General features: G+C 51.9%; 20 protein-coding genes. 9 read left to right on the forward strand and 11 right to left on the reverse strand.

What is annotated here, in order from left to right:
- Positions 1–1,134 carry a DNA-processing protein DprA gene (gene dprA, locus H144_RS0120985; RefSeq protein ID WP_019944078.1) on the reverse strand — a complete coding sequence of 378 codons (1,134 nt, stop codon included), beginning with the start codon at positions 1,132–1,134 and terminating at the stop codon, positions 1–3.
- Between the two features lie 107 nt (positions 1,135–1,241).
- Here dprA and H144_RS0120990 point away from each other — a divergent pair, with 107 nt between their 5' ends.
- Positions 1,242–3,065, forward strand: a complete 1,824-nt coding sequence (locus H144_RS0120990) for an alpha-amylase family glycosyl hydrolase (RefSeq protein WP_019944079.1) — start codon at positions 1,242–1,244, stop codon at positions 3,063–3,065.
- 52 nt (positions 3,066–3,117) lie between these two features.
- On the opposite strand, the gene lepB (H144_RS0120995) is transcribed toward H144_RS0120990, so the two are convergent.
- The 8 genes from lepB (H144_RS0120995) to H144_RS0121030 form a co-directional block, all read right to left on the reverse strand.
- Positions 3,118–4,296, reverse strand: a complete 1,179-nt coding sequence (gene lepB, locus H144_RS0120995) for a signal peptidase I (protein ID WP_019944080.1) — start codon at positions 4,294–4,296, stop codon at positions 3,118–3,120.
- Between the two features lie 138 nt (positions 4,297–4,434).
- Entirely contained in the window at positions 4,435–5,571 is a 1,137-nt protein-coding gene (gene lepB / locus H144_RS0121000; RefSeq protein WP_019944081.1) for a signal peptidase I, read from the reverse strand.
- 24 nt (positions 5,572–5,595) lie between these two features.
- Complete coding sequence (gene dapB, locus H144_RS0121005) at positions 5,596–6,309, reverse strand: 4-hydroxy-tetrahydrodipicolinate reductase (RefSeq protein WP_026350879.1); 714 nt, start codon at positions 6,307–6,309, stop codon at positions 5,596–5,598.
- Positions 6,310–6,344: 35 nt separating this feature from the next.
- A complete protein-coding gene (locus tag H144_RS0121010; protein WP_229207957.1) occupies positions 6,345–7,010 on the reverse strand; it encodes a DUF5683 domain-containing protein in 666 nt (221 codons plus the stop codon).
- A gap of 33 nt (positions 7,011–7,043) precedes the next feature.
- Positions 7,044–7,961, reverse strand: a complete 918-nt coding sequence (locus H144_RS0121015; protein WP_019944084.1) for a ParB/RepB/Spo0J family partition protein — start codon at positions 7,959–7,961, stop codon at positions 7,044–7,046.
- A gap of 21 nt (positions 7,962–7,982) precedes the next feature.
- Positions 7,983–8,771, reverse strand: coding sequence for a ParA family protein (locus H144_RS0121020; RefSeq protein WP_019944085.1), 789 nt, complete (start codon positions 8,769–8,771; stop codon positions 7,983–7,985).
- 165 nt (positions 8,772–8,936) lie between these two features.
- Positions 8,937–9,959, reverse strand: coding sequence for a radical SAM protein (locus tag H144_RS0121025; RefSeq protein ID WP_019944086.1), 1,023 nt, complete (start codon positions 9,957–9,959; stop codon positions 8,937–8,939).
- A gap of 66 nt (positions 9,960–10,025) precedes the next feature.
- The gene (locus tag H144_RS0121030) at positions 10,026–10,487 is read right to left on the reverse strand and encodes an Lrp/AsnC family transcriptional regulator (RefSeq protein ID WP_012779823.1); all 462 of its coding nucleotides are present in this window, start codon (positions 10,485–10,487) and stop codon (positions 10,026–10,028) included.
- Between the two features lie 172 nt (positions 10,488–10,659).
- On the opposite strand from H144_RS0121030, the gene ald reads away from it, so the two are divergent.
- The 3 genes from ald to H144_RS0121045 all read left to right on the forward strand — a co-directional run bounded on the left by ald (position 10,660) and on the right by H144_RS0121045 (position 14,573).
- Positions 10,660–11,772 (forward strand): alanine dehydrogenase, encoded by a 1,113-nt coding sequence (ald, locus tag H144_RS0121035; protein ID WP_019944087.1) that lies wholly within the window; start codon positions 10,660–10,662, stop codon positions 11,770–11,772.
- A 444-nt stretch (positions 11,773–12,216) separates the two neighbouring features.
- The gene (locus H144_RS0121040; protein ID WP_019944088.1) at positions 12,217–13,989 is read left to right on the forward strand and encodes a DEAD/DEAH box helicase; all 1,773 of its coding nucleotides are present in this window, start codon (positions 12,217–12,219) and stop codon (positions 13,987–13,989) included.
- 65 nt (positions 13,990–14,054) lie between these two features.
- Positions 14,055–14,573: a DinB family protein gene (locus H144_RS0121045; protein ID WP_019944089.1), complete on the forward strand. Its 519-nt coding sequence runs from the start codon at positions 14,055–14,057 to the stop codon at positions 14,571–14,573.
- Here the strand turns inward: H144_RS0121045 and H144_RS0121050 are convergent.
- Positions 14,570–15,688 (reverse strand): zinc dependent phospholipase C family protein, encoded by a 1,119-nt coding sequence (locus H144_RS0121050; protein ID WP_019944090.1) that lies wholly within the window; start codon positions 15,686–15,688, stop codon positions 14,570–14,572. The genes H144_RS0121045 and H144_RS0121050 overlap by 4 nt on opposite strands.
- Positions 15,689–15,943: 255 nt before the next feature.
- On the opposite strand from H144_RS0121050, the gene H144_RS0121055 reads away from it, so the two are divergent.
- Positions 15,944–16,348 carry a Dabb family protein gene (locus H144_RS0121055; RefSeq protein WP_026350880.1) on the forward strand — a complete coding sequence of 135 codons (405 nt, stop codon included), beginning with the start codon at positions 15,944–15,946 and terminating at the stop codon, positions 16,346–16,348.
- 69 nt (positions 16,349–16,417) lie between these two features.
- Here the strand turns inward: H144_RS0121055 and ung are convergent, their stop codons facing one another.
- The gene (ung, locus tag H144_RS0121060) at positions 16,418–17,083 is read right to left on the reverse strand and encodes a uracil-DNA glycosylase (RefSeq protein ID WP_026350881.1); all 666 of its coding nucleotides are present in this window, start codon (positions 17,081–17,083) and stop codon (positions 16,418–16,420) included.
- A 152-nt stretch (positions 17,084–17,235) separates the two neighbouring features.
- On the opposite strand from ung, the gene apaG reads away from it, so the two are divergent.
- The 4 genes from apaG to H144_RS0121080 all read left to right on the forward strand — a co-directional run bounded on the left by apaG (position 17,236) and on the right by H144_RS0121080 (position 20,669).
- Entirely contained in the window at positions 17,236–17,622 is a 387-nt protein-coding gene (gene apaG / locus H144_RS0121065) for a Co2+/Mg2+ efflux facilitator ApaG/CorD (protein ID WP_012779816.1), read from the forward strand.
- A 41-nt stretch (positions 17,623–17,663) separates the two neighbouring features.
- Complete coding sequence (locus H144_RS0121070) at positions 17,664–18,440, forward strand: O-methyltransferase (RefSeq protein WP_019944093.1); 777 nt, start codon at positions 17,664–17,666, stop codon at positions 18,438–18,440.
- Positions 18,441–18,549: 109 nt separating this feature from the next.
- Complete coding sequence (locus H144_RS0121075; RefSeq protein WP_019944094.1) at positions 18,550–19,530, forward strand: DUF2157 domain-containing protein; 981 nt, start codon at positions 18,550–18,552, stop codon at positions 19,528–19,530.
- A complete protein-coding gene (locus H144_RS0121080) occupies positions 19,527–20,669 on the forward strand; it encodes a hypothetical protein (protein WP_019944095.1) in 1,143 nt (380 codons plus the stop codon). Before H144_RS0121075 ends, H144_RS0121080 begins: the two co-directional genes overlap by 4 nt.
- The last annotated feature ends 52 nt before the right edge of the window (positions 20,670–20,721 follow it).

Genomic DNA, 20,721 nt, shown 5'->3' on the forward strand with positions numbered 1-20,721 from the left:
TTAAATCAACCCATATTTCTTACCCGGCATCGAGCGCACCATTCCCTGAAATTCGAGGTTCAGCAGCAACGTCGCCAGCCGGTTCAGGTGAATGCCCGATTGCCAGGCCAGCTCGTCGATCTGCATCGCGCCGCTTTGTTTCAGTAATGAAAGCACCTGCCCTTCGTCCTGCGTGAAGCCCTCAAAGGACATCGGAGGAAGGTCTGCCGCAGCGGTAGCAGCAGCAGTAACGTCCGGTATACCAGGCGCCCATCCCATCGCATCGGCCAGGTCGGCTACCGAAGTGAATATCGCCGCCTTATTATCGCGGATCAGGAAGTTACACCCTTCCGACTGCGGATCGTTGATCGCCCCGGGAACCGCGAACACATCCCGGTGATAGTTCTGGGCAAACTCCACGGTGATGAGGCTCCCGCCCGTCCGCGCCGATTCCACTACGATGGTAACATCACTCAGCCCCGCAATAATTCGGTTCCGGGCCGGAAATCTCATAAAATCGGGTTTGGTGCCCAATGCATTTTCCGTCACGATCCCTCCGTTCTCCTGCATTTCAAATGCCGTGCGCTGATGCACAGCGGGATATATCACATCGAGGCCGCTCGCCATTACGCCAAGTGTGGCGAGGTTGTTCCTGAGACAATGCCGGTGTGCAGTGATATCCACACCATAAGCCAGCCCGCTCACCACGAGCGGCTGGTAAGGAACCAGGTCCCGGATGATCTGTTCGGTTACCGACTTGCCGTATTCGCTGATTTTGCGGGTGCCCACAATGCCCACCGTGCGTGGCCAGTTGAAGTCCGTATTGCCTTTCGCGTACAATGCAATGGGCGCGTCGTAGAGCGGGCGCAGACGTGAGGGGTAGCCATTATCCGTAAAAAAAAGCAGCTCCGCGCCGAACTTACGGCAGTTGACAAGCTCTTTTTCAGCGATTTCCAATGTGTTTTTACCTAAAACAGCCTTCACGATCTTGTCGCCGATACCGGGTACTTTGATAAGCTTTCTGTAATCGGATTGAAACACCTGGGTAGCGCTGCCGCAGTAGCTGATGAGCTGCCGGATGGTTACCGCGCCGATGCCGGGCGTATGCATGAGCGCGAGGATGCAGATTTTCTCTGCGTCGGAGATAGGTTGCATGATATAGTGTGTTGGTTGAGTTTTAGGGTGCTCGTAAACGCTGGCATACATTTCGCATATACGTTTCCAGAACATTTCAAAAATAAACAATTATCTGAAAACCATATATGGAAAACCTCGAAACCGAAGTAGCCGAAACCGAACAACATTATGAAGGCATGGGCGCCACCTGCCACCCCGAGGGGGTATATTACCGGGTATGGGCGCCGCACGCCGGAAGCGTTTCGGTCATAGGAAGTTTCAACGACTGGGACCCCGCTGCAAGCCCGCTGCATCCGGAAGAAAACGGCATCTGGGGCGCATTGGTCGACAATTCCAAGGAAGGAGATGAATATAAATTTTTCCTCAAAACACCTGCCGGCGAGCTGCACCGTAACGATCCCTATGCACTCAAAGTAACCAATTCGGCAGGAAACTGCATCGTATACAACCACGAGTCGTTCGACTGGCAGGATGTTACTTTTCAAATGCCCGGGTGGCATGAGCTGGTGATCTACGAAATGCACGTAGGTACGTTTAATGTCACTGAAAAAGGAAAGGTAGGAACGTTCTATACGGCCATCGAACGCATTCCTTACTTGAAGGATATGGGTTTCAACGCGGTGGAGCTGATGCCCTGCTCGGAATTTCCCGGCGACCGGTCGTGGGGCTATAACCCTGCCAATCCATTTGCGATCGAATCCGACTACGGCGGTCCCGATGGATTGAAAGCATTCGTCAAAGCCGCGCATGAGGCGGGCATAGGCGTTATTCTCGACGTGGTTTACAATCACTTCGGCCCGTCCGACCTTGACCTATGGCAGTTCGACGGCTGGCAGGAAAACGACGGAGGCGGCATTTACTTTTACAACGACTGGCGCTCCGAAACGCCCTGGGGCAACACCCGCCCCGATTACGGCCGCGGAGAAGTACGCCAGTACATTCATGATAATGCATTGATGTGGCTTAAAGACTACCGCATCGACGGCCTGCGGATGGATATGGTACCCTACATCCGTAACGTGAAAGCCAATGGCAACCCCGGTGACGACATCCCGGAAGGTATAACGCTTATGCAATGGCTCAACAAGGACATCCGCGAAAACTGTCCTAACTGCATTACCATCGCCGAGGATATGCATTCGCTCGACTTCATTACCAAATCCGTCGAGGAAGGTGGCCTGGGATATGGCTCGCAGTGGGACGCGAAATTCGTGCATTCCGTGCGCGACGCCATCATCACGGCCAACGACCAGGACCGGAATATGGATGAGGTGGTAAGCGCCATCACGAGCCGCTACAATACCGATTCGTTTCAGCGCATTATCTACACCGAATCGCACGACGAGGTGGCGAACGGTCAGGCACGCGTAGCCGAGGAGATCGCCGACGGAGATGTAAATAACTGGTATTCCAAAAAACGGGCCGCGTTGGGTGTAGCGTTGGTACTAACCTCTCCCGGCATCCCGATGATCTTCCAGGGCCAGCCGCTGCTGGAAGACAAATGGTTCTCGGACAGCGACCCGATCGACTGGTCGCGGCTGGAAAAATTCAGCGGGTTTGCCGCATTGCACCGCGATATGATCCACATTCGCCGAAACTGGTTTGGGGTAACAAAAGGCTTGCAGGGCCAGGACGTGGACATTATCCGCCAGGACAACGAAAAGAAAGTGATCGTGATGCACCGCTGGGACGAAGGCGGCCCGAAAGACAGCGTCGTGGTCGTATTCAACTTCTCTACCGAAACCTTCTCCGACTACAAGGTAGGTTTCCCACGCGCAGGCAAATGGCACCTCCGCCTCAACACCGACAATGAATACTACGACCAGGATTTCTCCCACCTCGGCGTATTCGATATCGACACCATGGAGGGCGAAATGGATAACTGTGGGCAGTTCGGCTCGTTGCAGATCCCGCCGTATTCGGCGCTGATATTCTCGCAGGAGGAATAGATCCGCAAAGCCGGATCAGCAACAAAAAGAGGCCCGAGGGCCTCTTTTTGTGTTAATGAATAACCCTAAAAATGCGGTCCCAGCGGATCTTGCTGAAAAAACTGGTCGGGTTGGGATCAATGGACATCCATACGAAAACCGCCTTTCCCACAATGTGGTCCTTAGGAACAAAGCCCCAGTACCGCGAATCGGCCGAGTCGTGGCGGTTGTCGCCCATCATGAAGTAATAATCCTGCTTGAAAGTATAGCTCGCAAGGGCCCGGCCGTCGATCGTGATTCGGTCGCCGTCGAGCGCTACATTCGCATTGCCTTCGAAGAAGCGGATAATGTCGCCGTACAGTGCGACGTTGGCCGGGCTCATGGGAACGGTCATGCCTTTTTCGGGCACGGCAACGGGGCCGTAGTTGTCTTTATTCCAATTCAGTAAATCGGTGCGGGGAAACAGGTAAGGCTCTTTCAGGCCCTTTTCCATGAACATAGGCTGTACCTGCTTCACAAAATCGTAGGATTTCAATTTTTCGGCCAGTGCAGCAGTGGTTTTCACAATGTAGCCCATCTGGTCGTTGGCGGTAATGCTGTCGTCGAAGGTTTCGGTGAACTGCGCGTAATCGGTAATGCCGTTCTTTCTGAACACGTTTTCCTCATTCACGGCAGTCGTCACAGCTACGAAATATTCGTTCTGCATGCGTGGCGGGAGCGCCTGCGGCCGGCCGTTCACATACACCTGCCCGCCGCGGATTTCCAGCTTGTCGCCCGCAATACCCACGCACCGCTTAATGTAGTTCGACCGCAGATCGGTGGGATGCGGGTGCAGGTCGGGCAGCACATTGCTGTATCTCTGATACATCTCCGGATGCTCCACGGGCAGGTAAAATACCACCACATCGCCGTTCTTCACCTCCGAAAATCCCGGCAGCCGGAATTGCGGGAGCTGTATCCAATCGAGGTAGGAAGGGATGCTGGTGCCCCAGATCGTCTGATGCGTGAGCGGCACCTGCAATGGGGTCACGGGCGTGGTAGTGCCATAATGCAGCCTGCTGACAAAAAGGTAGTCGCCTACCAGCAGGGTGTTTTCCATGGAAGGCGTCGGGATTACGAATGCGCTGAAAAACAGCCAGCGGATCAGCACCGCTGCCGTAACGGCAAATAATATCGAGTCGAGCCATTCGCGAAATGCGCTCTTTTTGCGTGGCGTGATTTCGGGTTTCGAAAGGGTTTCTGTGACGGACATAGGGCGCTGTTTTTTCCAACTGCAATATACCAGCAATCCATATAAACCTAAAATTTTTATATAATATTAATTTATATATACCTGACAAAAAAGGGAAGGATTTTCGCCCTTCCCTTGAATAATGCTATATGTCAAAGACTAGTTAATCGTCCGGAAAATGCGGCTCCAGCGAATTTTGTTGAAGAAGCTCGTCGGATTCGGGTCGATGGACATCCATACGAATACCGCTTTACCCACGATGTGGTCCATCGGTACGAAACCCCAGTAACGCGAGTCCGCCGAATTGTGCCGGTTATCGCCCATCATGAAATAGTAGTCCTGCTTAAAGGTGTAGCTGGTGATCGCCTTGCCAGCTACCTTAATGGCATTCTCTTCCAGCACGACATCTCCATTATCTTCGTAATTCTTAATCACCGGGCCGTATACCGCAATATTGTCCGGCGTCAGCTGCACGGTCATGCCTTCCTTGGGAACGGTAATCGGGCCGTAGTTATCGCGGTTCCATTTGAACAGGGAAGAATTCGGATACAACATCGGCTCGCTGATATCCTTGGGCGATTTCACAAGCGTAATGCTTTTTACAAAATCGTAGGTTTTCAGCTTGGCGGCGATTTCCACGGTCGTGAAAACCAGGTAGCCCATTTGTTCATTCCCTTTGATGGTATCGTTATCGCCTTCGGTATAAGAGTTGAACTCCGAGATGCCGTTTTCCTTGAATACCTTTTCTTCATTCACGGCCGTGGTAGTAGCTACGAAATACTCGTTTTCCATGCGCGGCGGGTTCTCCATGGCCTGGCCGTTGGCGTATACCTGCAAATCGCGTACTTCCACCTTATCTCCCGGGATACCCACGCAGCGTTTGATATAATTGGTTTTCAAATCGACAGGATGCTGCAATTCGGGCGGGTAGTTGAACACTACCACATCGCCGCGCTTCACTTCGCTGAAACCCGGCAGGCGGTATTGCGGCAACTGAACCAGGCTGGTGTAGGACGGGATATTCGTTCCCCAGATCGTCTGGTGCGTGAGCGGCACCTGCAAGGGCGTCTTCGGCGTGCGGGTACCATAGTGCAGCTTGCTCACAAACAGGAAGTCACCCACGAGCAGGCTGTTTTCCATGGAGGGCGTGGGAATGGTAAATGCTTCGAAAAACAGCCAGCGGATAAGCGTAGCAGCCACTACCGCGAACAAAATGGAGTCGAACCACTCCCGTGCCGGTGACTTCTTCTTTCTGGATTCTACTGAATGGGAAGTCAACTCTTTATTAACAGCCATGCGATGATTGATAGTTAGAATACTTTAAATTTTGAGGAGGTCGTTCATCCCGAACACCCCGAATTTGCCCGGAAGCCATTCTGCGGCCACTACCGCACCCAATGCAAAACCCTGACGGTTATGGGCCGTATGGGAAATTTCAATGGTATCGACTTCGGACTCGTAGCGTACAATGTGAGTGCCCGGCACTTCGCCGCGGCGTTCGGCCAGGATTTGCAGATAACCTTCTTCCGCATCCGGGGCCAGTTTCCAACCGTCGACATTACCCATTTCCTCGATAATACCTTCCGCGAGGGTAATGGCCGTACCGCTCGGTGCGTCCAGCTTGTGAATGTGGTGCACCTCGGTCATGGAGCTCTGGTATTCGTGGCCGTTCATCAGGCGGGCCAGCATGCGGTTTAGGCGGAAAAACAGGTTCACGCCGATGCTGTAATTGGAGGCGTAAAAGAACGAACCGGACTGCGCTTTGCAAAGTGCTTCCACTTCGGCGCGGTGGTCGAGCCAGCCCGTGGTGCCGCACACGATGGGCCAGCCTTTTTTGAGGCAGTAGATGATATTTTCAAAAGCCGATTCCGGCGAGCTGAACTCGATGGCGACGTCCACGTCCCCTACCGCCAGCGCATCCATGTCCGCCCGGTTCTGTAAGTCAATTTTACCCACAATCGTATGTCCACGCTCCACGGCGATCTGTTCGATCGTCTTGCCCATCTTACCGTAGCCCAGTAATAGTATTCTCATTAATTCAATAGTTGAAAATCAGTACTCTATTTGTATTATTTAAAACCAAACACCACTCGTACGCCCGGTGTCGGCGTTCGCATCGACGGCTGGTTGAGCTTCGGGCTTACATTCAAAGTCAGGTCGTCTGAAAGATCGAATGTCTTCAAATGCGCCGCCACGTTGGCCTCGATGATCGATAATGTATAAATCAGGCCCGTCACGATAAGCGCAAAACCGCGGTTCCTGCGCCAGTAGTTCTTCTGGCGTACCGCCTGGCTGTGGGTAATCTGTACATACTCGCTGCTTGTGTTCAGCAGGTTTCGGTATCTTACGGTTACCGTGTCGTCGTCACCAGCCAGATCCTGCTTCCGCTTGCCGTAATTAGGATCGTTTTTGTCCAGCACATAAAAGGACTTGTACGCATCCAGGAAGTCGTGGTACTTGATCGTGTTCAGGTAATAGGTGTAAAGCCCTCCCCCGAATGCGAGGTACACGATCGGCGCCTTCCAGTAATCCCGGTTATACAGCTGCCCCGCGCCCGGTATCAATGCGAGCCGTGTCGCCGTTTTCGGCACGGGCATCCACTTCTTTTTAACGTTTTTTAACGTGTCCGCCTGGGCCAAAGTCGCGCTGTCGAGTACTACGGTCGGCACTTTGCCGGTGTTCAGACTATCTTTCTTACCTTCCGTCTGCGCTGCGATCCGACCCGAAATCAGCAAAATCAACCCTAATAAAACCCAGTTTTTCAACGCCTATTTAAATTTCAGTGTTTCTAAAATCTTTTTCAGTTCGTCCTGAGAGCCGAAAGGGATCTTGATTTCACCCTTATGCTGTTCGTTGGCTTTCACAGACACCTTCGCCCCGAAGTAGGACGAAAGCTGGAACTGTAACGACTTTATTTCCTGATTAATTGTCGGCTGCTTTTTGGACTCCGTAGCGATGTTAGTCATCATTCCGAGCTTCCGCACCTCGTCCTCGACCTTCCTCACAGACCATCCTTCTTCGATGATCTGGTTGAAAATTTTCAGCTGGCTCTGGTCGCTGTTGATCGTGATCAGCGCGCGGGCATGGCCCATGCTGATCTTGTCGTCGCGCAATGACGCCTGGATCACCGGCGGCAGTTTCAGCAAACGGATATAGTTATTGACGGTCGTGCGGTTCTTGCCCACGCGGGCGCCGAGTTCTTCCTGTTTCAGGCTGCATTCGAGGATCAGCCGCTGGTAGCTCAATGCAATCTCGATCGCATTCAGATTTTCGCGCTGGATGTTCTCGATGAGCGCCATTTCCAGCATTTGCTGGTCGTTGGCCGTGCGGATGTACGCGGGAATGGTCGTCATCCCGAGCTGGCGGGAAGCTTGCAGGCGGCGTTCGCCGGAAATGAGCTGGTAAGCATCTTCCGAAAGCTGCCGCACGGTAATAGGCTGGATAATGCCCTGTACCCGAATGGAGTCCGCGAGTTCGTCCAGCGATTCCTGGTCGAACTTCGTCCGCGGCTGGTACGGGTTGGCCTCGATCTGGCTCACCTCGATCTCGTTCATCGAACCGATCACCTCGGTCGGTGAAACGCGCGTGCTCGTCCTGGGCGTATTGATTTTCTCGGAGTCTTGCAGAAGAGCGCCCAATCCCCTTCCCAGTCCGGTCATTTTTTTCGTCTTGCTGCTATTCTCCATTGCCTGTTCGTACTGTCGTTATCAGTTCACCCTGTCCGAGGAGAGCAAACCATTTTTAGTGAGAATCTCTCTTGCAAGGTTCAGGTAGCTGACGGCCCCCTTGCTGTCCGAATCCTGTGCCATGACAGGAATTCCGAAGCTCGGCGCCTCACTGATACGTACGTTACGAGGGATAATGGTATTGAAAACAAGAGATTCGAAGTGATTGGTAACCTCTGTCACCACCTGGTTGGACAAGCGCAGGCGGAGGTCATACATCGTGAGCAGGATACCCTCGATAATGAGGTTGGTATTCAGCCGCGACTGAATGATCGTGATCGTGTTCAGGAGCTTACCGAGGCCTTCCAATGCAAAATATTCGCATTGAACGGGAATGATCACCGAATCGGCGGCGGTAAGGCTGTTGATCGTGATCAGACCGAGTGAAGGAGAGCAGTCGATGATGATGAAGTCATAGTCGTCGCGTACTTCCGCGATGGCGTCCTTCATGCGATGCTCCCGGTTTTTCAGATTGATCATTTCGATTTCCGCGCCCACGAGGTCGATATGCGACGGCAGCAGGTTCAGGTTCGGGAAATCGGTTTGCAGGATAATTTCAGACGTTCTGGCTTGCTCTACCATGCATTCGTAAATGCTGTTTTCCATTTCCTGCGGATTGAATCCGAGGCCGGACGTCGAGTTAGCCTGAGGGTCAGCGTCGATGATGAGTGTGCGGAATTCCAGCGCGGCCAGACTCGCCGCGAGGTTAATAGCGGTAGTGGTTTTCCCTACTCCCCCCTTTTGGTTTGCAATTGCAATTACTTTGCCCATGTATTCATTTGAGTTACCAATGTCAAATTTCTATTATTCGGGGCAATTCACCAAGAAATGTTCCACGGAGTTTTCAAGAAAACATCAAACTACTTGATCATCAGCTTCTTAAATGATATTATTATTTAATTAAAAATAAATTGTACGAAAAATCGGCGAAATGTTTCACGCCCACACCTGCGTGCCTTCCGTACAGTTCTTGCACATCTCTATCTCTGAACGGGATCTGATCAACGAAGCGCGGAAGTCGCGGTACTTTTTGCCCTTCCACAGCTGCCGGAAGGTCGAAGTTTTCATATCGCCCAGCTTGTACTCGGCGTCCTTGTCGAAGCAGCAGGGCACCACGGCACCGTCCCAGGTGATCACGCAGGAGTGCCACATTTTCCAGCAGTGGTCGACGAATTTGTTTTTGATCGAATACTTCCCATTCTCCTGCACCTGGTAGCGCGAATATTTTTCGATCGTAGGGATCAGATCGGAGCCTTCTTCGTAATCGTAAATCTGCGCGGTTTTCAGGCCTACCTCATCCACGCCCATTTCCTCTGCCAGCTTCTTCACGTCTTCAATCTGGTGCTCGTTCGGCTTCACGACGAGGAACTGGAAAATCACATGCGGCGTCGCCGATTTCAATTCCTTCTTCCATTTAATGATGTTTCGCGTTCCTTCCAGGACTTTTTCCAGATTCCCGCCGACGCGGTATTGCTGGTACACGTCCTGCGTCGTTCCGTCAATGGAAATGATCAGGCGGTCGAGGCCCGACTCCACAGTTTTGCGCGCTTTCTCGTCCGTGAGGTAATGCGCATTCGTAGAAGTGGCGGTATAAATGCCTTTGGCGCTGGCATATTTAACGAGCTCGAAAAATTTGGGATGCAGGTAAGGCTCGCCCTGGAAGTAGAATATCAGGTATAGCAGCCTGTCCGCAAGCTCGTCGATGGTCCTTTTGTACAATTTTTCCTCCATCATCCCGGTCGGACGCGTGAACGAGCGCAGGCCGCTCGGGCATTCGGGGCAACGAAGGTTACAGGAGGTCGTCGGTTCGAAGGAAATAGCGATGGGCATTCCCCAATGGACCGGGTTACCCGTCATTTTGGAGTAAAAATAGCTCCCCAATATCTGCATCGCATTCCAGGCGCGCTTCGGCGTCACTTTCGACATCAGGTTCAGGCCATCCTTAAAATTCTTGTTCATATGCTGGGCATTATGCGATCAGCGCGCGCCTACGGGCCTGATGATCAATTAAAATATCGTTGCGACTTACAAAACAGCGATTCCGGTGGTGTACTTGATTTCGGAAATTACGAAATAACTGCTGATGTGTAACACGCTCGACAGGGCAGAAAGTTTATGCTGATAAAACTGATTGTACGCCTCGCCATCCTCGACCACCACTTTCAGCATGTAATCGAAGTTGCCCGAAACGACCGAGCATTCCAGCACTTCGGGCATTTGTACAATGGCCTGATTGAAGTCTTCGAAGCTCTCTTTCCGCTGTTTGTCAAGTGTTACATTACAATATACTACCAGGCTTTTCCCCAGCTTCCGGCGGTTGAGCAGGCACACATATTTATCGATAAACCCTTCTTTTTCAAGCTTTCGGATGCGCTCGTGTACGGGCGTGACGGAGAGATTGATCTTGCTCGCGATCTCTTTGATCGTCATCTGGGCATTGTTTTGTAAAAGGTCCAGAATCTTGCGGTCGGTCTGGTCGGGCTGCATAAAGTATTTTTTATGGCTGTATATCGGCTGTGAACGTTCACGGCAGAAATTTTTCTTACAGATAAGGTCAAAAATAGTTTTCTTTTCTGTCTTTATGAGCCGTTATAGTATGTTTTTCTGCCGGAAATTAATTTTGACCCATTAATCTAAACTATAAACACTACACATACCGATGATCATTGGTGTCCCCAAAGAAATCAAGAACAACGAGAACCGGGTAGCTTTAACGCCCGCAGGAGTCACAGAGCTGCGTAAGCACGGACACACAGTGTACGTGCAGGCCGAGGCAGGCAAAGGCAGCGGCTTTACCGACGAACAATATACAGAAGCGGGAGCGGTCATTCTCCCCACCATCGAAGAGGTTTACGGCATCGCCGAAATGATCATCAAGGTGAAAGAACCCATCGCGAGTGAATACCCGCTAATTAAAGAAAACCAGCTCCTCTTCACCTACTTCCACTTTGCTTCCTCCGAGCCCCTCACCCATGCCATGATCGAGCGCAAAGCCGTTTGCCTCGCTTATGAAACCGTCGAAAAAACAGACAGAAGTCTTCCGTTGCTCGTTCCGATGAGCGAAGTAGCCGGTCGCATGGCGATCCAGGAAGGCGCCAAATACCTCGAAAAACCGATGGGCGGATTCGGTATCCTGCTCGGCGGTGTCGCAGGTGTGAAACCGGCGAATGTACTGGTACTCGGCGGCGGGATCGTAGGAACGCAGGCTGCGAAAATGGCGGCGGGACTGGGAGCGAATGTAACGATCGTCGATATCAGTCTCGCGCGGCTCCGTTACCTGGAAGATATTATGCCGGCGAACGTCGATACGGTGATGTCCAACGAATACAACATCCGCGAGCTGATCAAAAGCACCAACCTCATCATCGGCGGCGTGCTGATCCCCGGTGCCAAGGCGCCTTCGCTCATTACCCGCGATATGCTCAAACTGATGAAACCCGGCACCGTCATGGTGGACGTGGCGATCGACCAGGGCGGCTGCTTCGAAACTTCGAAAGCGACCACGCACGAAGATCCGATCTATGAAGTCGACGGTGTCGTACATTACTGCGTAGCCAACATGCCAGGCGCGGTGCCTTACACCTCCACATTGGCACTCACCAACGCTACCCTCCCCTATGCATTGCAATTGGCCAACCAGGGCTGGAAACAGGCTTGTTCAACGAATGAGGAACTGCGCAGGGGATTGAATGTCGTTCACGGAAAAGTAGTATTTAAAGGAGTGGCCGAAGCATGGCAGTTGCCTTATACGGACGTCAAAGAATTATTCTGAATCAGCAAACCTGACTAGATAAACCCGGGCATTTTTAATGCGCCGGGTTTTTGTTTTCTAAAAATATTACAATTAGTTTCTTCAAACCGTTGCGATTACGAATTATTGTTCTTACTTTTGCGTCACAATTTGAAGGAACATCCGTTCGCTTCTCTGCTCATAAACGGTCTAGTACATTTATAGATCACCTGCCAGCCTCAAAATTTGTCCCGGCTGGACCTACCGTTCACACGCAGAGCCCCACGGATGGTTAGTGGTGGGCTTTGTGCAATCCCTTTCAATATTTTACGAATAAACCGGGATACCGGTGATGTGGTCCGATTTTCATCGGCGCTAATGCATGTGTTGGACTCGTCCCGCATGATCATTATGCTGTTTCCAACCCCGTCGCCCCTCACACCGGATCAACCGTTCAAATCAAGAATTAATACTAAAAGCAATAGAATGACAACTGAAACTTTTCAAACTTTCGAAGAGCTCGGGCTCAACGAAAACATCCTGAAAGCCTTGCAAGAAATGGGTTTTGAAAAACCCTCACCGATACAGGCACAGGGAATCCCCGCAGTAATGCAGGGTTCTGACGTAATTGGTCAGGCCCAGACCGGTACCGGTAAAACTGCGGCATTCGGTATTCCCGTGCTGGAAAGAATTGACACTTCAAGTAATGCAGTACAAGCCCTGATCCTTTGCCCGACCCGCGAACTCGCGGTGCAGGTATCCGAAGAACTCGGCCGTTTGGCCAAATATCTGCGCGGTGTGCGCATTGAAGCCATCTACGGTGGTGACTCGATCGACCGTCAGATCCGCTCCCTGAAAAAAGGGGTACATATAGTAGTAGGAACGCCGGGCCGTGTGATGGACCACATGGAGCGCCGCACCCTGAAATTCGACGAAGTACGTATGATGGTACTCGACGAGGCCGACGAAATGCTCGATATGGGCTTCCGTGAGGACATCGAGAGCATCCTGGCAGACATGCCGGAAGATCGCCAGACGATCCTTTTCTCGGCAACCATGTCGAAGCCGATCATGTCGATCACCAAGCGCTTCCTGAACGACCCTACATTAATTAAGGTAGTTCGCAACGAGCTGACCAACCAGAATATCGAGCAGGTCTATTTCGAAGTAAAACCACAGGCGAAAGTCGAGGTAATGACCCGTCTGATCGATATGCACCACATTAAGTCCCTGTTGGTGTTCTGTAATACCAAACGCAAAGTGGACGAGATCGTGGAAGACCTGCAATTGCGCGGTTATGCTTCCGAAGGTATCCACGGCGACCTGCGCCAGCAACAACGCAGCAATGTCATGAGCAAATTCAAGGCGGGTGTTACCACCATCCTGGTTGCGACCGACGTTGCAGCACGCGGTATCGACGTAAGCGGCCTGGATGGCGTGATCAACTACGACATTCCGATGGACGAAGAATATTACGTACACCGTATCGGCCGTACAGGCCGTGCGGGGATGTCCGGTAAGGCATTCTCCCTCGTGGCCCGTGACGAAAAATACCGTCTGAAATCCATTGAAGGCTATACCAAAGTAAAAATCGAAAAAGGGGTAATTCCTTCCTTCGAAGATATCGTAGGCGTTCGTAAGGCACGTTTCGTAGAGAATATTTCAGCCTCTATCAAAGAAACCGAAGACGAAGGCTTGTACAACGACGTATTGGAAATGCTGCACCACAGCGGTTTCTCAACCGAGCAGATCGTTGGAGCCATGGCGAAGCAGATCATGGGCGTTCAGAAAAACGAATACTCCGACGGTAACCTTGCATGGGAAGAGCGTCGCAGCGACCGTCGCGAAGGTGGCGACCGTTATGAGCGCAAAACAGGCGGAAGCCGTTTCGAAAGAGGCGGAGACCGTCGCGAAGGCGGCCGCTTCGGCGACCGGGGCGGAGATCGCGGAGGCGACCGTTACGCACCACGTGGCGGAGACCGCGGTGGTGACCGTGGCGAGCGTCGTCAATCGGCTCCCGAGGCTGGTATGACCCGTTTGTTCCTGAGCCTTGGCCGTAAAGACCACATCATGCCGAAAGACATCGTAGGCGCTATTGCCGGCGAAGCCAACATTCCGGGCAAGACCATCGGTGCGATCGACATTTATGACAAATTCACATTCGTAGACGTACCTGAGCGCGATGCACGCGCGGTATTGCGTGCGATGGATGGCAACACCATCAAAGGCAAGCCGGTGCAGATCGACATTGCAAAATAAATTCTGACAACAATTAGTGCGAAAAGGGACTTGTAAAAGGGTCCCTTTTTCGTTTATTTTCAGTCATGCAAAATAAAGAACAACTCGAAGTATGGCTGCGCGGGCCGCTTCCCGGAATACCCGATCTGCTTCAACCCGTTGCGCATGCCTTGTTGCAGGCGCGCGAAGAGCTGGGCGTATTTACCAATACATTTCCATCCGGATTACTTTGGGAAAAACCCGCCGGCGTGGCTTCCGTAGGCTTCCATTTGCAGCACCTCGCGGGCGTGCTCGACCGCCTGTTCACCTACGCACGCGAAGAATCGCTCAGCGAGAGCCAGATGGAATTCCTCAAAAGTGAAGGAAAAGAACCATCCGAAGGCTGCACCTACAACCATCTGCTCGACGAATTCAGCACCCAGCTCGAAATTGCATTGCAGCAACTCCGCAACACCGACCCCGGTACCTTGACAGAAATACGCTACGTTGGCCGCGCAATGGTACCGTCCACGCATTTGGGCCTGCTTTTCCACGCGGCCGAGCACACGCAAAGGCACGTAGGCCAACTGCTGGTAACGGCCAGAGTGCTCGTGGCCAACCGTTAATTATCCGGTTCCGGCCTGACATGGAAAAGCCGCTGCAACCAGCCCTGCTGCCCGGCGGCTTCTTTCATTTCTTCCCCCACTTCGGCATCCGCCAAAGCACCCAAATCGGGCTGGCCCGCATTCACCCAGCAGGTATACCATATATTACCCACCATTTCCACCGACGCCCGCATGCGCCGCTCCACCTGTCCGGCCAGCATTTGATGGTATTTTGCGGAAAATTCGCGCGACTGCATGCGTGTGAGCACATTGTTACGCAGCTCGTAGCTGTACTTCTTATCGGTCGGATACTGTGCCGTAAGTTGCTTCTCGAAACGCAGCACCGAATCCATTGCCGCATGGGAGTCGCCGACGGCTTTCCAGATGTCGGCCGCAATGTCCGGCCGGTACTTCGCAGGCCCAAGCCACATATCATATTGCTCCGCGAAAAGCTCGGGCAGCCGCGATTCCCAGAAGCCGTGAATGCCGTCCTGGCCCGAGAGCTGGCCATTATAGTTGCGCGTGGTGTGTAACGGCACGTGCGCGTCGGCAATGTAATGGCCCAGGTCGGCCGAGAGCCGCAGAATGCGCCGGGCATCCTTGTCGCGGAATGCACTGGTCAGTTGCGCTGCGGCCAGCTGCACATGCCAGGGAACGATACCGTGTTTGCGCAGGCTGTCCTCTCCTATTCGCGCTAGGGCGCTTTGCCAATGATGGGGAAGTGTCGTCAATGCGCTGTCGCCGTACACATCGAGATCGATGAAATGGCGCTCGGCTTCACCGACGACCGCGTAGCGGCGTTTGTCGGGATTGACGGCATTTTCGGTGAGGTAATCACTGTACTTTTTAAAGAATGGCTGCATTTCCGGCGGCAGCCTGAAAACCGCTAAACGGTTGATCCGCTTGTGTGCCCAGAAGCCCCAGCGCGGTTTGGCCGCCATTTGAAATAGGAAAATCGTCCCGAGCAGGCTGAAATTCAATGCATTTTTGAAAAAAAACCGATTTTTTTCAGATTTTTTTTGCGGTAACCAACAAATCGGCGCCATACAATATTCGGAAGGTGTTTCGAACTGTTTTACACCTATTGAGACGTCATTTTCAGAAATCGTCACATTTTTTCCGCTTTTTAACACCAACTTTTTACAAGCTGCATTTTTTTATTCATTCAATGTGGTTGTAGCAACCTGGTTATGAGTCCCCTGCAAAAATTTTACAAAAAATTACCTTCCAAATAATATTTCGGAAAGTAGATTTTCGGGGGTTGTTTCTTTTCTTAAATATCAATTTTTCAAAATTATTTATATTTAATATTCAAATAATGCAATTACAGGATATTGTTTTACATTTGTAGCAAGAAAAACTAAATAAGTCTCTTTACAGATTTTGCTATAATGAAAACAAGAAATAAAACATTAGGATATTTAGTCCCTATTTTCGCGCTCTGCGTATTTATGCTGGTTATTTACGGTGCCTATGTACCGCACAAACCTGCTGAAATCCAGCGGGTGGTTTGTATCAAGTTTAAGCCTGGTACCACCCCGCAGGAAGTGGAGAAACACATGCGCGATTTTGCGACGATGAAAAAAGCAGTGAAAGATGTCGTGGCTTATTCGGCCGGACACGTGCAGAAGTCAGAAAACAGCGGTGAAGAATTTGACGTGATCCACTATCTGACTTTCCGTACCAAGGAAGCTGCCCAGGAATACACCGCCAATGCCGACAGACTGGCATTTGTAAAGACCAACGAAGGTCAATGGGACAAAGTGTTGGAGATGAATTCCAACATCGAGAAGTAATTAATAATAGTAATAGGAGTGAAAATCTTAAAGAGAGCCGGGCATCCCGGCTCTCTTTTTTGGTTGTTCCTACCACTCGATCGGGTCGAGGCCCCGGCTTTCGAGGTATTCGTTCGCCTTGCTGAAATGTTTGGTACCGAACCATCCCCCGCCGTTGGCCGACATGGGCGAAGGGTGCTTGGCTTTGAGCACGTAATGTTTGGAAGCGTCGATTACCGCGCCTTTTTCCTGCGCATACCTGCCCCAGAGCATGAATACGACATTGCTTTTTTCGTCGGAAACGCATTTGATCACGGCATCGGTGAAGCGTTCCCAGCCCTTGCCCTGGTGCGAACCTGCGGACGCCGCCTGAACCGTCAGGGTGGCGTTGAGCAACAACACGCCCTGCTTCGCCCAACGTTCGAGATTGCCTGTCGGCGGGAACGGCTTGCCCAGGTCCTGCTGGATCTCCTTGAATATATTCAGCAACGATGGCGGCATCCGGATGCCGTCGTTCACGGAGAAGCAGAGCCCGTTGGCCTGGCCCGCGCCGTGGTAGGGGTCCTGGCCGAGGATCACCACTTTACAGTCGTCGAAGCTGCAATAATTGAATGCGTTGAAAATCTGTTTGGCCGGCGGGAATATCTGTTTCGTCTGGTACTCTTCTCTTACAAAAGTCGTGAGCGATGCGAAATAGGGCTTTTCAAACTCGGGCGCGAGCCGCTCTTTCCACGACTGCTCAATTTTTACATCCATGCTGTTGAATTTGTTTTGGGAAACCAAATTATGTGATTTTTGATTTGGTTTTATCAGCAATTGATTACTATTTTCGTTAAAAGTGACGTGCAAACCGGTATATTTGCCGCTGCCCGGGTCATCCCAATCGTTTTAAAACACCCTCGATCTATATGGTTTCCAAGGTTACAGATGGGGTCAAAGTCACCGTTCTGACGGAATATCAGCCAGATTACTCCAATCCGGGTCAGGACCACTTTGTGTTTACCTATAAGATCCTGATCGAGAACCACAGCGAGCACACCGTGAAGCTGTTACGGAGGCATTGGCTGATCCATGACGCCAACGGTACCGTACGCGAGGTGGAAGGAGCGGGCATCGTAGGCCTCCAACCCGTGCTCGAACCGGGCGATGTGCATGATTATGTTTCCGGCTGCAACCTGCGGACCGACATGGGCAAGATGGCAGGCACCTACCTGATGGAGCGCGTGCTCGACGGCCGGCAGTTCCGCGTAGTGATCCCCGCATTCTCGCTGGTAGCGCCTTACCGCCTCAACTGAACCACCGGCCGGTCCACGGCCGATCTTAAAATTCGACTGCATTGATTGCTGCATACATTAAGTACCTTTTGCGCTCCGGAAACGAGCATTCCATTCATTCCCCTTTCCTGTTTGAGCTTTATAACAATGTCATAGCCGTTCGCAAGGACGATCACCCCGACTACGCGGCCATCCAATCGCTGCGGAAAGAACTGCTGCGTTCCGGCGAGCAAATCGAAATCCTGGACCTGGGCGCAGGCTCTCGTGTGAACAAATCCAACCTGCGGAAGATCAAAACGATCGCAAAAAACGCGGAAAAACCGGCCAAATTCGGTCGGCTTTTTTACCGGCTGATCCGGCGTTTGCAACCGGCAACCATCGTGGAATTGGGCACTTCATTGGGACTGACTACCTCCTACCTTTCGAAAGCCAAACCCGACGCGCAGCTCATTACCTTCGAAGGCTGCCCGCAAACAGCCGCGAAGGCACGCGAGCATTTCGGACGGCTTGGCGTGGACAATGTGGAAATCGTGCTCGGTAACATTGACGAAACGTTGCCCCAACGCCTCGCATCACTCGACAAGCCGGTCGACTTCGCTTATTTCGATGCAAACCACCGCTATGAGCCCACCGTGCGGTATTTCGAGCAATGCCTTCCCCACATTCAGAACGGCTCGCTCTTTATTTTCGACGACATATACTGGTCGGAGGAAATGACGCGTGCCTGGGAATACATTAAGGCGCACCCGCAGGTGACGATGACTGTCGACCTGTTCTGGATCGGGCTTGTATTCTTCCGCAGCGAGCAGGTGAAGGAGGATTTTACATTGCGCTTCTGATAGTATACCGCTAAATATTTCAAAGAGCCCGTTCAGTAATTCCCGAAAGCCTTGCCGCTTCGATTTGAGGACAAAGTTGTTACCTTTGACAGCTTTCGTCTCAACTTCCATGACCACACGATCCATCCTTAACGACCTGACTGACAAGGAAATCATTTCCCCGCAGCAGGCCGATACCATTGATACTTTCGAGCATGAAAAGACTTTCTCCATTCACTGGGAGCTCCGCTCGATCCTCTACCTCGGCATCCTCTTTTTCAGTTCCGGCGCCGGGATACTCATTTACGAAAACATCGATACGATCGGTCATCAGGCCATTATAGCCGTCATTGCCTGCATTACGGCCTATTGTTATTATTATACTTACAAAAACAGCCTCCCCTTCTCCCCCGATCAGGTCGAAAACCCCAACAAGCTGGTCGATTATGTGCTGCTGCTGGGCTGCTCCACGTTCCTGGGCCTGGAAGGTTACCTGCAATTTCAATACAATATTTTTGGCTCGCGTTACGGGCTTGCCGTCATCATCCCTACCATTATCTTCTTCGTTTGTGCCTACCGTTTCGATCACCGCGGGGCATTATCGATGGCCATTACGGGGCTCGCATCCTGGCTCGGGCTTACCATCGCTCCCTTGTCGGTATTGTCTGACAATGACTTTTCAGATGCGAAACTGATCATCCCCGCCATTGCGCTAGGTTCCCTACTGACCGCAGCGGGATGGATTTCGGAGGAACAGCATTTCAAAAAGCATTTCGCGTTCATGTACATGCTCATGGGCGGCAACCTGGCATGCATTGCCGCGCAGATCGGGCTATTCAGTTTCGAACCCAAAATCCTGTACTTTTTTATCGGCATCGGGCTGTGCTGGTTCTTCATTCTTCGCGCGCGCCAGGCGCAGTCGCTGCTGTTCCTGCTTATGGGGACCGTGTACGGCTACTGCATTCTCACTTACGTCATTTTCACCAATCTCGGCGCTGACGCGGCATTAGGGCTGGGCATCTTCTACTTCCTGTTTTCGAGCGTCGGCGTGATTTACTTTTTATTGAACTTCAAAAAATTCCTCGGGATCAAACCGGAGATCAGGAAATGAAAAAGGCATACAATCAAACGTGGATAGACAATCTGCATATCCAGCAGCAGGCGGCTGAATGGAAATCCAAAAATCTGCTGACTCCCGCCCAGGAAGAGCAGGTGAAAGAACATTTCCCGGAGAAATTCTACCGGCCGGGCCTGTTTGTTAAGATCGGACTGTTCTGTTTCGCCGTGGTGGCTTGCTCGTTTTTCATCGGTTTCCTCTCGCTATTCTGGGTGGATACGCATTCCGATACGGGCTTTTCGGTGCTCAGCCTCATTGCCTGCGGCTGCTTCATTTTTGTCCTGGAATTTTTGATCCGGGACCGAAAACTCTTCCATTCGGGCGTCGATAATGCATTGCTGTATGCGGCCGTTGCGGCGGCAATGGTGCCGATGTTCATGCTGTTCAATCACGCGCCGCTGTGGGCCTACTGCCTGGCAGCCCTCGCCATCATCATCCCGGCGACGCTGCGCTATGCCGACCTGCTGGGCCCGATCGCCATTTTCGGGCTCGTATTCACCCTGCTTACCGACCTGATGATGAAATTCGCATTAGGTAAAGCATTGCTCCCGTTCGCCATCATGGTCCTGTCCGTCTGCATTTATATATTGGTAAGAAAAAGCCGGGATATCTACTACCGCGAATGCCGGCAGATCCTGGAAGTATTGTCGCTCGTTACCTTCTACCTCGGAGGTAATTACCTCGTTGTCCGCGAGGCCAATGCCATAATCAGCGGGCTGAACGTTTCCATTGCCCCGCAAATCGCTTTTGCGCCGCTATTCTACTTCTTTACCCTGGCCATACCGGTTGCGTACATTGTATCCGGTTTGAAAAAACCGGATCGTATGCTGCTCATCGTCGGGTTGCTGGCATTCGCATTTTCGATACACACGTACTTTCACTATTTCAGTATCCTCACCGTCTCGCAGGGCCTCACGCTAGCGGGCGCGCTGATGATCGCGGGGGCGGTGGCGCTGATCAAATATCTGCACACGCCCAAACACGGCATTTCCGACGAGCAAGACCGTAAAAATAACCTCGCCGACCTGCAAGCGCTTATCGCAGCCGAGAAGCTTGGGGTGACACCTCACCAACCCGGACTGGAATTCGGTGGTGGTACATTTGGCGGAGGAGGTGCAGGCGAGGTTTATTAATTGCATAAAAATTTGGAACTTGCGGCCCTCACAATTGCCCAAAACCGAAATT

This window comes from Dyadobacter beijingensis DSM 21582, assembly GCF_000382205.1.
GTDB classification, from domain to species: domain Bacteria; phylum Bacteroidota; class Bacteroidia; order Cytophagales; family Spirosomataceae; genus Dyadobacter; species Dyadobacter beijingensis.

Excerpts from the sequence above, each read along its gene's own strand:
- dprA (WP_019944078.1), bottom strand. The coding sequence starts at position 1,134 with ATGCAACCTATCTCCGACGCAGAGAAAATCTGCATCCTCGCGCTCATG.
- H144_RS0120990 (WP_019944079.1), top strand. The coding sequence starts at position 1,242 with ATGGAAAACCTCGAAACCGAAGTAGCCGAAACCGAACAACATTATGAA.
- lepB (WP_019944080.1), bottom strand. The coding sequence starts at position 4,296 with ATGTCCGTCACAGAAACCCTTTCGAAACCCGAAATCACGCCACGCAAA.
- lepB (WP_019944081.1), bottom strand. The coding sequence starts at position 5,571 with ATGGCTGTTAATAAAGAGTTGACTTCCCATTCAGTAGAATCCAGAAAG.
- dapB (WP_026350879.1), bottom strand. The coding sequence starts at position 6,309 with ATGAGAATACTATTACTGGGCTACGGTAAGATGGGCAAGACGATCGAA.
- H144_RS0121015 (WP_019944084.1), bottom strand. The coding sequence starts at position 7,961 with ATGGAGAATAGCAGCAAGACGAAAAAAATGACCGGACTGGGAAGGGGA.
- H144_RS0121020 (WP_019944085.1), bottom strand. The coding sequence starts at position 8,771 with ATGGGCAAAGTAATTGCAATTGCAAACCAAAAGGGGGGAGTAGGGAAA.
- H144_RS0121025 (WP_019944086.1), bottom strand. The coding sequence starts at position 9,959 with ATGAACAAGAATTTTAAGGATGGCCTGAACCTGATGTCGAAAGTGACG.
- H144_RS0121030 (WP_012779823.1), bottom strand. The coding sequence starts at position 10,487 with ATGCAGCCCGACCAGACCGACCGCAAGATTCTGGACCTTTTACAAAAC.
- ald (WP_019944087.1), top strand. The coding sequence starts at position 10,660 with ATGATCATTGGTGTCCCCAAAGAAATCAAGAACAACGAGAACCGGGTA.
- H144_RS0121040 (WP_019944088.1), top strand. The coding sequence starts at position 12,217 with ATGACAACTGAAACTTTTCAAACTTTCGAAGAGCTCGGGCTCAACGAA.
- H144_RS0121045 (WP_019944089.1), top strand. The coding sequence starts at position 14,055 with ATGCAAAATAAAGAACAACTCGAAGTATGGCTGCGCGGGCCGCTTCCC.
- H144_RS0121055 (WP_026350880.1), top strand. The coding sequence starts at position 15,944 with ATGAAAACAAGAAATAAAACATTAGGATATTTAGTCCCTATTTTCGCG.
- ung (WP_026350881.1), bottom strand. The coding sequence starts at position 17,083 with ATGGATGTAAAAATTGAGCAGTCGTGGAAAGAGCGGCTCGCGCCCGAG.
- apaG (WP_012779816.1), top strand. The coding sequence starts at position 17,236 with ATGGTTTCCAAGGTTACAGATGGGGTCAAAGTCACCGTTCTGACGGAA.
- H144_RS0121075 (WP_019944094.1), top strand. The coding sequence starts at position 18,550 with ATGACCACACGATCCATCCTTAACGACCTGACTGACAAGGAAATCATT.
- H144_RS0121080 (WP_019944095.1), top strand. The coding sequence starts at position 19,527 with ATGAAAAAGGCATACAATCAAACGTGGATAGACAATCTGCATATCCAG.